This is a genomic window from Kluyvera sichuanensis (assembly GCF_040930405.1).
In the GTDB taxonomy this organism is placed as follows: Bacteria; Pseudomonadota; Gammaproteobacteria; order Enterobacterales; family Enterobacteriaceae; genus Kluyvera; species Kluyvera sichuanensis.
In genome coordinates this window covers 42359-54371 of sequence record NZ_CP162271.1, presented here as the reverse complement: position 1 = coordinate 54371, position 12013 = coordinate 42359, and the positions used below count along the sequence as shown (strand labels likewise).

The following is a 12013-nucleotide window of genomic DNA, read 5'->3' as shown; positions in this document are numbered from 1 at the left end:
CATGACGGATAATCCGAACAAAAAATCGTTCTGGGATAAGATCCACCTCGACCCAGCTATGCTGCTCATTCTGCTGGCGCTGCTGACCTACAGTGCGTTGGTTATCTGGAGCGCCAGCGGCCAGGACATGGGCATGATGGAACGTAAAATCGGCCAGATTGCAATGGGCCTCGTCATCATGATTGTGATGGCGCAGATCCCACCGCGCGTGTACGAAGGCTGGGCGCCGTGGCTCTATATCTTCTGTATTATACTGCTGGTCGCGGTAGACGCCTTCGGGGCGATATCCAAAGGGGCACAGCGCTGGCTGGATCTCGGTATCGTCCGCTTCCAGCCGTCGGAGATTGCCAAAATTGCGGTACCGCTCATGGTCGCGCGCTTTATCAACCGCGATGTTTGTCCGCCGACGCTGAAAAACACCGGCATTGCGCTGGTGCTGATCTTCCTGCCGACCCTGCTGGTTGCCGCTCAGCCTGACCTTGGTACCTCAATCCTGATCGCCCTGTCCGGCCTGTTCGTGCTGTTCCTCGCGGGTTTAAGCTGGCGCCTGATTCTGGTCGCCGTCCTGCTGGTCGCCGCCTTTATCCCGATTCTGTGGTTCTTCCTGATGCACGACTACCAGCGCCAGCGCGTCATGATGTTAATGGATCCGGAATCAGACCCACTCGGTGCGGGTTATCACATTATTCAGTCTAAAATCGCCATTGGTTCCGGTGGCCTGCGCGGCAAAGGCTGGCTGCACGGTACACAATCGCAGCTCGAATTCCTGCCGGAGCGCCACACCGACTTTATCTTCGCGGTTCTCTCCGAAGAACTGGGGCTTATTGGCATCCTTATCCTGCTGGCGCTCTACGTCCTGCTGATTATGCGCGGGCTGTGGATTGCCGCCCAGGCGCAGACGTCCTTCGGCCGCGTCATGGCCGGTGGTTTAATGCTGATTTTATTCGTTTATGTCTTCGTAAATATTGGTATGGTAAGTGGCATCTTGCCGGTAGTTGGCGTGCCGCTACCGCTGGTCAGCTACGGGGGCTCCGCCCTGATCGTACTGATGGCCGGGTTCGGTATCGTGATGTCGATACATACACACAGAAAAATGTTGTCAAAAAGCGTCTAAGGGGTGCTCAATGCGTAAGCAATGGCTTGGGATCTGCATAGCAGCAGGGCTGCTGGCGGCTTGTTCGAGCGATGATGGTCAACAACAAACCGTATCTGCACCACAACCTGCGGTATGTAACGGCCCGTCGGTCGAAATCAGCGGGGCCGATCCGCACTTTGAACCCCTGAATGCGACCGCGAATCAGGACTACGAACGTGACGGCAAGAAATACAAAGTCGTTCAGGATCCGTCAAACTTCAGTCAGGCGGGCCTCGCTGCCATTTACGACGCTGAGCCGGGCAGCAATCTGACCGCCAGCGGCGAAGCGTTTGACCCGACGCAGCTGACGGCGGCGCACCCGACATTACCGATTCCAAGCTACGCGCGTATCACCAACCTGGCCAATGGCCGGATGATCGTCGTACGCATTAACGATCGCGGCCCTTATGGCAACGATCGTGTGATTTCGCTCTCCCGTGCGGCAGCGGATCGCCTGAACACCTCCAATAACACCAAGGTCCGTATCGACCCGATTATTGTGGCGCAGGATGGTTCACTTTCCGGTCCTGGCATGGCCTGTACCACCGTCGCCAAACAGACCTATGCGTTACCAAGTCGTCCAGACTTGAGCGGCGGTATGGGCAGCGCCTCTTCCGCCCCGCAGGCGGCAGCGCCGCAGGGTGATATCCGCCCTATCAGCAACGATACGCTGACCCCAGCAAACAGCGGTGATGGTGCCCCGGTGAAAAGCGGCGGCTTCCTTGGCGCCCCTACGCCGTTAAACAGCGGCGTTCTCGAAGAGCCAGCACCGACGCCAGCTCCAGCGGCAACACCATCGGCAGCCGCGCCAGTGACGGCGCCTGCAGCTGCGGTAGCAGCACCGGCCGCCGCGGCAACCGCCGCCACCGGAGATTTCGTCGTGCAGGTTGGCGCCGTAAGCGATCAGGCGCGCGCGCAGCAGTATCAACAGCGCTTAAGCCAGCAGTTTTCCGTACCGGGCCGTGTCACACAAAACGGTGCGGTCTGGCGTATTCAGCTAGGCCCGTTCAGCAGCAAAGGCGAAGCCAGCACCATACAGCAACGTTTGCAGAGCGAAGCACAGCTGCAATCGTTTATTACTCGCGCCAACTAGAACGCTCAGAGGTATCCGATTCTTCGTATATGTAAAAGTCATTAACAAAGTCATATGCGATGTCGGATGCCTGTCTGCAGGGCATTTGCTATAGTAAGGCACTTTTTTAACTCCATCACGGATGTCGTTGTTTTGACCATGAAGACCTCTTTTTTCGCTCGCTTACTCATTCCGGCGCTCTCCGTCGCAGCACTCTCTTCCGCTGCCCACGCCGATGACCTGAACATCAAAACCATGATTCCAGGCGTTCCGCAGATTGACGCGGAATCCTACATTCTTATTGATTACAACTCCGGTAAAGTTCTGGCTGAGCAGAATGCTGACAGCCGTCGCGACCCGGCGAGTCTGACCAAAATGATGACCAGCTACGTCATCGGCCAGGCGATGAAAGCAGGTAAATTTAAAGAGTCCGATCTGGTCACCATCGGCAACGATGCCTGGGCCACCGGCAACCCGGTATTCAAAGGCTCTTCCCTGATGTTCCTGAAACCAGGCATGCAGGTTCCAGTATCCCAGCTTATCCGCGGGATTAACCTGCAGTCCGGTAACGATGCCTGTGTTGCGATGGCCGACTACGTCGCTGGTAGCCAGGACGCTTTTGTTGGGCTGATGAACAGCTATGTTACGGCGCTGGGTCTGCAGAACACTCACTTCCAGACCGTTCACGGCCTGGATGCAGATGGTCAGTACAGCTCCGCGCGTGATATGGCGATGATTGGCCAGGCGCTGATCCGCGACGTACCGAACGAATACACCATCTACAAAGAAAAAGAGTTCACCTTTAACGGTATCCGTCAGTTGAACCGTAACGGTCTGCTGTGGGACAACAGCCTGAACGTCGACGGCATCAAAACCGGTCACACCGATAAAGCAGGCTACAACCTGGTCGCTTCCGCAACCGAAGGTCAAATGCGCCTGGTTTCTGCCGTCATGGGCGGTCGTACCTATAAAGGTCGTGAAACCGAAAGTAAAAAACTGCTGACCTGGGGCTTCCGTTTCTTCGAAACCGTGAACCCAATTAAAGCCGGTAAAGAGTTCGCCTCTGAACCAGCCTGGTTTGGTGATACCGACCGCGCCTCCCTGGGCGTGGACAAAGACGTATACCTGACCATTCCACGTGGCCGTATGAAAGATCTGAAGGCGAGCTACGTGCTGACCACCAGTGAACTGCACGCGCCGCTGCAGAAAAACCAGGTTGTCGGTACCATCAACTTCCAGCTCGATGGCAAAACCATCGATCAGCGTCCTCTGGTGGTGCTGCAGGAAATTCCTGAAGGCAACTTCTTCGGTAAGATCATTGATTATATTAAATTAATGTTCCACCACTGGTTTGGTTAAAAATCACCCACTTGAAAGTGTGATTTCCATCCCCATATACTATGCATAGTAAAAACAACTCCCGCACCTTTGCGGGAGTTGTTCTTTTTCAACACTGGAGCTGACATGAAAACCAAACTGAACGAACTGCTTGAATTCCCTACACCATTTACTTACAAAGTAATGGGTCTGGCGAAACCTGAGCTGGTTGACCTGGTGGTTGAAGTGGTACAGCGCCATGCGCCAGGTGACTACTCTCCGCAGATAAAACCGAGCAGCAAAGGCAATTACCACTCGGTGTCCATTACCATCAATGCAACCCACATTGAGCAGGTAGAAACGCTGTACGAAGAGTTGGGCAATATCGAAATCGTCCGTATGGTGCTGTAATCGCATCACCGTTACCCGGCACTGCCGGGTAACGCCTCTCCCCTCCTCCCGTGATATACTCTGCGTCCATCATTTCCCCTCTCTGCGGAGACGCTGTTTTGGACTTAAATACCCTCCTGATCCGTCAACTTGGCCTGCAACCTTACGAACCGGTTTCCCAGGCAATGCATGATTTTACCGATAGCCGCGATGAATCCACGCTGGATGAAATCTGGCTGGTAGAGCATCAGCCCGTCTTCACCCAGGGCCAGGCAGGAAAAGCCGAACATGTGCTGGTGCCAGGCGATATTCCGGTCATTCAGAGCGACCGCGGCGGCCAGGTGACCTATCACGGACCCGGCCAGCAGGTGATGTACGTCCTGTTAAACCTCAAGCGCCGTAAGCTTGGCGTGCGTGAGCTCGTTACGCTGTTAGAGCAGACGGTGGTCAATACGCTGGCGGAGGTGGGAATCGAAGCACACCCTCGCGCCGATGCGCCAGGGGTATACGTAGGGGAGAAAAAGATCTGTTCGTTGGGGTTACGTATCCGTAAAGGCTGTTCATTCCACGGCCTGGCACTGAATATCGCGATGGATCTGTCACCTTTCCTGAGAATTAACCCTTGTGGTTATGCGGGAATGGAAATGGCCCAGGTATCACAGTGGGTGAACGACGCAACGCCGGAAAATATATCGCCTCGGCTGGTCTCCCACTTTTTAGCTTTGCTAAACAATCCACCCCATGAATATATTCACGCTTAATATATGATACATCCTGACCCAATAATTCGTTGGGTCATTCACTATCTTTTCATCTCCCTCTTTACAATAACGGCAAGTTTCTCTATTTTTTCTGCTTAATTTCGCCATAAAGTGCATCGCAACGCTCACTTTTGCGCAATGACACGCATAACGACATAGATACCAGCAATGTATTAGCAACATTAATGCATTGAGTATTAACGTAAAAATCACGTTTTTACCTTGCGATTCTGCGTTTCTCAGAATAATAATAATCTTATTATTCTCAACTATCATTCATGGAGTGAATGAATACGGAGTAAGCAGTGTGGATTATAACGATAAGCCTGAAAATAAAATTAACCTCAACGTTGAAAATGAGACACCACAAATCTTCCGCACGCTGCGTAATATTGACCTCAATTTATTGACCATATTTGAAGCGGTCTACGTGCATAAAGGTATCGTCAACGCCGCGAAAATACTGAATCTCACCCCTTCAGCGATAAGCCAATCCATTCAAAAACTTAGACTGCTCTTCCCCGATCCTCTCTTTATTCGCAAAGGCCAGGGCGTCACTCCAACGGCGTACGCTACCCATCTTCATGAATATATCAGTCAGGGGCTGGAGTCGATTCTCGGCGCGTTGGATCTGAACGGCAGCTATGACAAGCAGCGAGTGATTACTATCGGCACCGCCGCCTCGGTGGGCGCTATCGTGATGCCGGTTATCTATCAGGTTGTGAAGAAGACCTACCCCCAGGTGCTGTTGAGAAACGTGGCCGTTACCGATGCCAACGCGCAGCTCAGCCAGTTCCAGACCGATTTAATTATCGATAATCATGAACACAACAACCCACGCACGCTGGGCCGTCATGCGCTGTTCAGCGACAAGCTGGTACTGGTATGCCGCAACGACCACCCGGCACTGGAAGAGTCCCCCTCTCTGGACACGCTGATGCAGTATGAACACACGCTGCTGACGATGGACGGCGCGGGGCAAAACGACCAATATCGGCGGATTCGCGACATGCTGCCCGATCGCCAGGTGAGCGTGAGCAGTTACAATTTATTCACCATCGCGTCACTGATCGCCTCAAGCAACCTGATAGGCATTATGCCGCTGCGCTTTTACCATATCTTCAGACAATGCTGGCCGCTGCAAACGCTGGACTTTACGCCGCTCCAGCAGGAACGCGTCGATTTTTCATTGCATTACAATAAGCTCAGCCTGCGTGACCCGGTAATGCAAAACATTATCAACGTCATCCATCAGGCGTTCTGAACCTCGTACTCCTCATCTTCGCTAGCCGGCAAAAAAGCATTATTCAACAACTATTTTACAATTTGCCGGCACAGTAGGCTGCTTTGTACCCCATTTAAATGGTATACTGCCTGCCATAAATTCAAAAATAGTTGATAAATACAACATTCCCTTGAATTGAAACGCTTTCCCTCGATACTCGGAACTGGAACACGTACGCTATGAGTAAACCCATTGTGATGGAACGCGGTGTTAAGTACCGCGATGCCGATAAAATGGCCCTTATCCCGGTTAAAAACGTGGCAACAGAGCGCGAAGCGCTGCTGCGAAAACCGGAGTGGATGAAAATTAAACTTCCGGCAGACTCCTCCCGTATCCAGGGTATCAAAGCGGCCATGCGTAAAAATGGCCTGCACTCCGTCTGTGAAGAAGCTTCCTGCCCAAATCTGGCAGAATGTTTTAACCACGGCACCGCGACCTTTATGATTCTGGGCGCTATCTGCACTCGACGCTGCCCGTTCTGCGACGTTGCCCACGGTCGCCCGGTCGCCCCGGATGCGAACGAACCACAAAAGCTGGCCCAGACCATTGCGGACATGGGGCTGCGTTATGTGGTTATCACCTCCGTTGACCGTGATGATCTGCGTGACGGCGGCGCTCAGCACTTTGCTGACTGCATCTCCGCGATTCGCGAAAAGAATCCGACCATTAAGATTGAAACACTGGTACCGGACTTCCGTGGCCGTATGGATCGCGCGTTAGAGATCCTGACCGCAACCCCACCAGATGTTTTCAACCACAACCTGGAAAACGTGCCGCGTATCTACCGCCACGTGCGCCCTGGAGCTGACTATAACTGGTCACTGAAACTGCTGGAGCGCTTTAAAGAAGCGCACCCTGAAATCCCTACCAAATCAGGTTTGATGGTGGGTCTGGGCGAAACTAACGCCGAGATCGTTGAGGTTATGCGTGACCTGCGTCGCCACGGCGTTACTATGCTGACGCTCGGCCAGTACCTGCAGCCAAGCCGTCACCACCTGCCGGTGCAGCGTTACGTCAGCCCGGATGAGTTCGAAGAGATGAAAGCGGAAGCGCTGGCGATGGGCTTTACCCATGCGGCCTGTGGCCCATTCGTGCGTTCGTCCTACCACGCCGACCTTCAGGCCAAAGGCCTGGAAGTGAAATAAGCGCTCTGAGACCCACAATAAAAAGCCGCTCTCTATTGAAAGCGGCTTTTTTAATGGCCCAGCGGGAAATATATTGTTGCAATCAGACAATGTCAGAAATGTTATTTCCATAAAAAAGGGCTACAACGTGCTTACGCTGTAGCCCCTTCCGCAGGCGGCTAAACCTGCGCATGGCGCGCTACATCAGCACACCATGTGAAACGCTGCCCTGCTTACTCTTTATGAGAGAGTTTTTCTGCCGGGGTTTCTTCTGCGCTTTTCTGCGCCGTGGTTTCATCATCATTCATGGCTTTCTTGAAGCCTTTGATGGCTGAACCCAGATCCCCACCCAGAGTCCGTAATTTTTTGGTACCAAACACCAGAACAATCAGTGCTGCCACTACCAGCAGTTTGGTAATACTAATCTCACCCATAGATACCTTCTTCTCAAAAACAGGCTGCAGAATGCGCCACATCACTGTCATTTATTAACGGTCATCCGGCGCGTGCACACAATAGCAATCTGTAACAAGGTGAATCAAGCGTTGTTTAAAAAAACGTCACGTTAATTGCGGTAGCGCAAAGCGCCTATTTGCCAGCACAGGAAGCTGCTGGCGAACGTGCAGAAGATGCTCGTACTGAATATCAGAAATAATCAGCTGCGATTCTGCCGTAGCCCCTGCCAGCGTTACGCCCAGCGGATCGATAATTCTGCTTTGGCCAATATTTCGCGTACCGCACTCCCCGCTCGCCACCAGATAGCAGGTAGTATCTAACGCGCGCGCCGCAAGCAGCGTCGCCCAGTGATGCTCTTTCAGCGGCCCGCGCACCCAGGCCGCTGGAAGCGCCAGAATCTCAGCCCCCTGGAGCGCCAGCGTCATCGCCAGTTCCGGAAAACGCAGATCGTAGCAGGTCATCAGGCCAACCTTAAAACCTTCAACCTCAATCAGCGGCGGCAACACCTCACCGGCATCCACCCGCTTTGACTCTTGAATGGAGAAGGCGTCATAGAGGTGGAGCTTGTGATAGTGGGCAATAACTTCGCCACCACGTAGCGCCACCAGCGTGTTTCGCGCACGGCCTTCCCCTGACGGCGTGTGGATAGTCAGCACTGTGGTCAACGCATCGCTACGGCTTTGCGCCAGCAGTACCTGCATAAAGCCACCATCCAGCGTCTGAGCCGACCTGACGGACATATCCGGGTCGCTATCACTGCGCGCCAGCAGCGCCTCTGGCAACACCAGCAAAGACGCTCCAGTCTCGGCCGCCGAGCGCATCAGCGTGACGCAGCGTTGCGCATTAACCTGCCACTCCGGCGTGACGACAAACTGCCCTGCTGCTACCCGCATCTGCACACCTCAGCTTTTACTAATATATCAATATGATGAATACTGATGAGTATATAGCCAGATTCACCGATTCAGCGCTACACTGGCAGCATTAATTGAAAATGGCAGGAAACTCGCATGATGCAACTGTTGTTGGCCGTTTTTATCGGCGGAGGTACCGGCAGCGTCGCTCGCTGGCTGCTGAGCCTGAGATTTAATCCTATGCACCATGCGATTCCGCTGGGCACGCTGACGGCTAACCTGGTCGGGGCGTTTATCATCGGCGCAGGGCTGGCATGGTTTAACCGTCTACCGCAGATTGATCCGGTCTGGAAACTGCTTATTACCACCGGCTTTTGCGGCGGGCTGACGACCTTCTCCACCTTCTCGGCCGAAGTCGTCTTTCTGCTACAGGAAGGGAAATTGAGCTGGGCGCTGCTGAACGTTGCGGTGAACCTGCTGGGCTCATTCGCCATGACCGCCGCCGCATTCTGGTTGTTTAGCGCCAGTCGCTAGAAAAAGGATAAAAAAAACCCGCATTTAAGCGGGTTTTGAATTCTGAACTGCTATTTTTCGCTTAGAGAGCGATGACGTTAGCAGCAGAAGGGCCTTTGGCACCGTTAGTGATTTCGAACTCTACGCGCTGACCTTCAGCCAGAGTTTTAAAACCATTGGTCTGGATTGCAGAGAAGTGTACGAATACGTCTTTGCTGCCATCTTCCGGAGTAATGAAACCGAATCCTTTGGACTCATTAAACCACTTAACGTTACCTTTAATCTTAGACATCAAAATTACCTTTATATGAAAAAACGACACTAATCTGTGTCAGTTAACAGTACAACAATTGTCGTCGGTTTTGTCCAGCCTAACTTCGTTAAAAAGTGATAAATGTCTCTAACTTTTATTTGCGGGTTGACTTTAGCGCCGTCTGTGCTCCAGGCCGGTTTCAGAAGTCAAAACGAAGCCAGGCGAAGTAGACGTTGCCGTTGTTATAGGTGCCAGGAATGTAGGTCATCTGGAACGTCGCCGGGCCGTAACCGATAGAGGCCATCGGCAACGCCACCGGCAGCGGGATGTAGTTCCAGTTATCGCGTGCGGTCACCCCAATCGTGTAACCCAACCCAACGTGGAATTTATCGTCCGTCAGCGGTCGCCAGGTGGCTTCCCAGCCGTAGCCGCCAATCGGTTCCCATTTGTTAAAGGAGTCTTTAAACGCCATCAAATAGATACCGTGCCAGTTGCCTTTATCATCCCAACGTGAAACCCCAAAACCGGCCCCCCAGGGGCGTTCATTGTATTTGTCCGTTTTCTCTTTATCGTAGGCAAAACGCGCGTGCCACGTAATCACCGGCACATACAGATCGTAATTCTGCGGTTCATCCCAGGTTTTCACGATGTTATTGCTCACCGTGTTATAGCCATCCTTAATCGTCTCCGTAAAAGACGCATACGCAGGCAGAGCGGTGCTCGACAGCCCTACCATCACAACCAGCAGTGCGAAAAATCTATTTAGTTTTAACACGATAATCTTGCCAAAAAATGATTAATTAAGAATATTCTATCAAGCGTATGCTTAATGATATCGTAACCGCAGCGGCGGCTTAGCTTTTTTCTTCACCTGAATTACAAATTAGAATATTCCTAAACAAACCGTCAAGCCAACCGCACAACCTAAGCTAAATTATAATGCACGATTACCGTCAACGATTCGCATTATCGTCCATGAGCAGAAAACCATAAATTAAAAGTGCCTTCTGATTATATTAAACAAGCTGCTTTCCCATATTATTTTCGTAATATGAGAATAATTTCTTAACCATTAAATAACGATTTAATTAGCACATATTTTATGCAACTTTATCTTTCCCTATTTTATTTCACACGTTACCCCGCTGAAGAGCAACATCAACACCGTACCTCCCCACCGCGACTGGTGTCGCGAGCCTTTCACCTTTGTGCCCTGGAAGACAACATTTCATTTCCTCTGGCTGTATAGTATTCCACCAGCGCGCTATACTCATTGGGGTGACAATGTTCAGCTTTGTGAGTACACCGAGTAAATGACAACTTCGCCATCTTTAATTAATCTTTTTATTGATTTTCATCAGCTAAATTTGTCGTTTTTTTCGGCACATTTCATCCCTTACTTTTGATGCAGCACTGCGTCAATTTTTACAACTGGGCGATAGGTGTTAATAATGTTAACGTTCTTTGAACTCCTGATTGGTGTTGTGGTTATTGTGGGCGTAGCCCGCTACATCATCAAAGGTTATTCCGCAACGGGAGTCCTTTTCGTCGGTGGCTTACTGCTACTGATTGCCAGCGCATTGATGGGTCACAAGATTTTACCTGGCAGCGCAACCAGCACGGGTTACTCTGCCACCGATATTGTTGAATACATCAAGATCTTATTAATGAGCCGCGGTGGCGACCTCGGCATGATGATTATGATGCTCTGTGGTTTTGCCGCTTATATGACGCATATCGGCGCGAATGATATGGTCGTTAAGCTGACCTCTAAACCGCTGAAGTTTATCAACTCACCTTATTTACTGATGATCGCGGCCTATTTCGTGGCCTGCCTGATGTCACTGGCCGTCTCTTCGGCAACCGGCCTCGGCGTGCTGCTGATGGGTACCCTGTTCCCGGTGATGGTGAACGTCGGCATCAGCCGCGGCGCGGCGGCGGCTATCTGCGCCTCCCCGGCGGCCATTATTCTCTCTCCTACGTCCGGTGACGTCGTGCTGGCAGCGAAAGCCGCAGAAATGCCGCTGATTGATTTTGCCTTTAAAACCACGCTGCCTATTTCCATCGTGGCGATTGTCGCCATGGCGATTGCCCACTTCTTCTGGCAGCGCTACCTGGATAAAAAAGAGCACATTTCTCACGAAATGCTGGATGTGAATGAAATCTCCACCAGCGCGCCTCGTTTCTACGCGATTCTGCCGTTCACCCCTATTTTCGGCGTCCTGATCTTTGACGGCAAATGGGGCCCGGAACTGCATATCATCGCCATTCTGGTTATCTGCATGCTGCTGGCAGCGGTGCTGGAGTTCTTCCGCGGCTTCAATACCCAGAACGTCTTTGCTGGCCTGGAAGTGGCTTATCGCGGGATGGCCGATGCCTTTGCCGGCGTAGTGATGCTGCTGGTTGCCGCGGGCGTCTTTGCCCAGGGTCTGAGCACCATCGGCTTTATTAACAGCCTGATTTCCATTGCCACTTCGTTCGGCTCGGCCAGCATTATTCTGATGCTGGTGCTGGTCATCCTGACCATGCTGGCAGCAATGACCACTGGCTCTGGTAACGCACCGTTCTACGCCTTCGTGGAGATGATCCCGAAACTGGCGCACTCCTCCGGCATCAACCCGGCATACCTGTCGATTCCGATGCTGCAGGCGTCCAACCTCGGTCGTACCATCTCTCCGGTTTCCGGCGTGGTGGTGGCGGTTGCCGGTATGGCGAAGATCTCTCCGTTTGAAGTGGTTAAACGTACATCGGTACCGGTCATCATTGGCCTTATCGTGGTGATTATCGCCACCGAGGTCCTGGTGCCCGGCGTCGCCGGATAATCATTAACGGATAAATAAAATAAGGCGCCTG

The 12013-nt window shown here is 52.3% G+C and carries 13 protein-coding genes; 9 read left to right on the top strand and 4 right to left on the bottom strand.

Features of this window, described 5'->3' with window-relative positions; genetic code table 11:
• The first annotated feature begins 1 nt into the window (after window position 1).
• From mrdB to lipA, 7 genes are all read left to right on the top strand, one after another.
• Window positions 2-1114, top strand: a complete 1113-nt coding sequence (mrdB, locus tag AB2B48_RS00245) for a peptidoglycan glycosyltransferase MrdB (RefSeq protein WP_185669832.1) — start codon at window positions 2-4, stop codon at window positions 1112-1114.
• Window positions 1115-1124: 10 nt separating this feature from the next.
• The gene (gene rlpA / locus AB2B48_RS00240) at window positions 1125-2228 is read left to right on the top strand and encodes an endolytic peptidoglycan transglycosylase RlpA (protein WP_368300504.1); all 1104 of its coding nucleotides are present in this window, start codon (window positions 1125-1127) and stop codon (window positions 2226-2228) included.
• 138 nt (window positions 2229-2366) lie between these two features.
• On the top strand, window positions 2367-3566 hold the full coding sequence (gene dacA / locus AB2B48_RS00235; RefSeq protein ID WP_123650106.1) for a D-alanyl-D-alanine carboxypeptidase DacA: 1200 nt from the start codon (window positions 2367-2369) through the stop codon (window positions 3564-3566).
• A gap of 105 nt (window positions 3567-3671) precedes the next feature.
• Window positions 3672-3935, top strand: coding sequence for a DUF493 family protein YbeD (gene ybeD, locus AB2B48_RS00230; protein ID WP_035894333.1), 264 nt, complete (start codon window positions 3672-3674; stop codon window positions 3933-3935).
• Between the two features lie 98 nt (window positions 3936-4033).
• On the top strand, window positions 4034-4675 hold the full coding sequence (gene lipB / locus AB2B48_RS00225; RefSeq protein ID WP_333499321.1) for a lipoyl(octanoyl) transferase LipB: 642 nt from the start codon (window positions 4034-4036) through the stop codon (window positions 4673-4675).
• 307 nt (window positions 4676-4982) lie between these two features.
• Window positions 4983-5939: a YbeF family transcriptional regulator gene (locus tag AB2B48_RS00220; RefSeq protein WP_368300503.1), complete on the top strand. Its 957-nt coding sequence runs from the start codon at window positions 4983-4985 to the stop codon at window positions 5937-5939.
• A gap of 200 nt (window positions 5940-6139) precedes the next feature.
• On the top strand, window positions 6140-7105 hold the full coding sequence (gene lipA / locus AB2B48_RS00215) for a lipoyl synthase (protein ID WP_185669836.1): 966 nt from the start codon (window positions 6140-6142) through the stop codon (window positions 7103-7105).
• Window positions 7106-7317: 212 nt separating this feature from the next.
• Here the strand turns inward: lipA and tatE are convergent, their stop codons facing one another.
• On the bottom strand, window positions 7318-7518 hold the full coding sequence (gene tatE / locus AB2B48_RS00210) for a twin-arginine translocase subunit TatE (protein WP_061283475.1): 201 nt from the start codon (window positions 7516-7518) through the stop codon (window positions 7318-7320).
• A 126-nt stretch (window positions 7519-7644) separates the two neighbouring features.
• Window positions 7645-8433, bottom strand: a complete 789-nt coding sequence (locus AB2B48_RS00205; protein WP_368300502.1) for a deaminated glutathione amidase — start codon at window positions 8431-8433, stop codon at window positions 7645-7647.
• A 117-nt stretch (window positions 8434-8550) separates the two neighbouring features.
• On the opposite strand from AB2B48_RS00205, the gene crcB reads away from it, so the two are divergent.
• Window positions 8551-8928, top strand: a complete 378-nt coding sequence (gene crcB, locus AB2B48_RS00200; protein ID WP_185669838.1) for a fluoride efflux transporter CrcB — start codon at window positions 8551-8553, stop codon at window positions 8926-8928.
• A 61-nt stretch (window positions 8929-8989) separates the two neighbouring features.
• Here crcB and cspE read toward each other — a convergent pair whose 3' ends face one another.
• Window positions 8990-9199, bottom strand: a complete 210-nt coding sequence (cspE, locus tag AB2B48_RS00195; protein ID WP_000034825.1) for a transcription antiterminator/RNA stability regulator CspE — start codon at window positions 9197-9199, stop codon at window positions 8990-8992.
• 160 nt (window positions 9200-9359) lie between these two features.
• Entirely contained in the window at window positions 9360-9896 is a 537-nt protein-coding gene (gene pagP, locus AB2B48_RS00190; protein WP_368302006.1) for a lipid IV(A) palmitoyltransferase PagP, read from the bottom strand.
• A 715-nt stretch (window positions 9897-10611) separates the two neighbouring features.
• On the opposite strand from pagP, the gene dcuC reads away from it, so the two are divergent.
• Window positions 10612-11982 carry an anaerobic C4-dicarboxylate transporter DcuC gene (gene dcuC / locus AB2B48_RS00185; protein WP_368300501.1) on the top strand — a complete coding sequence of 457 codons (1371 nt, stop codon included), beginning with the start codon at window positions 10612-10614 and terminating at the stop codon, window positions 11980-11982.
• The last annotated feature ends 31 nt before the right edge of the window (window positions 11983-12013 follow it).

What these genes read in the sequence shown, in the direction of transcription:
- mrdB (WP_185669832.1), top strand. Translation starts at nt 2, where the DNA reads ATGACGGATAATCCGAACAAAAAATCGTTCTGGGATAAGATCCACCTC.
- rlpA (WP_368300504.1), top strand. Translation starts at nt 1,125, where the DNA reads ATGCGTAAGCAATGGCTTGGGATCTGCATAGCAGCAGGGCTGCTGGCG.
- dacA (WP_123650106.1), top strand. Translation starts at nt 2,367, where the DNA reads ATGAAGACCTCTTTTTTCGCTCGCTTACTCATTCCGGCGCTCTCCGTC.
- ybeD (WP_035894333.1), top strand. Translation starts at nt 3,672, where the DNA reads ATGAAAACCAAACTGAACGAACTGCTTGAATTCCCTACACCATTTACT.
- lipA (WP_185669836.1), top strand. Translation starts at nt 6,140, where the DNA reads ATGAGTAAACCCATTGTGATGGAACGCGGTGTTAAGTACCGCGATGCC.
- tatE (WP_061283475.1), bottom strand. Translation starts at nt 7,518, where the DNA reads ATGGGTGAGATTAGTATTACCAAACTGCTGGTAGTGGCAGCACTGATT.
- AB2B48_RS00205 (WP_368300502.1), bottom strand. Translation starts at nt 8,433, where the DNA reads ATGCGGGTAGCAGCAGGGCAGTTTGTCGTCACGCCGGAGTGGCAGGTT.
- crcB (WP_185669838.1), top strand. Translation starts at nt 8,551, where the DNA reads ATGATGCAACTGTTGTTGGCCGTTTTTATCGGCGGAGGTACCGGCAGC.
- cspE (WP_000034825.1), bottom strand. Translation starts at nt 9,199, where the DNA reads ATGTCTAAGATTAAAGGTAACGTTAAGTGGTTTAATGAGTCCAAAGGA.
- pagP (WP_368302006.1), bottom strand. Translation starts at nt 9,896, where the DNA reads ATGGTAGGGCTGTCGAGCACCGCTCTGCCTGCGTATGCGTCTTTTACG.
- dcuC (WP_368300501.1), top strand. Translation starts at nt 10,612, where the DNA reads ATGTTAACGTTCTTTGAACTCCTGATTGGTGTTGTGGTTATTGTGGGC.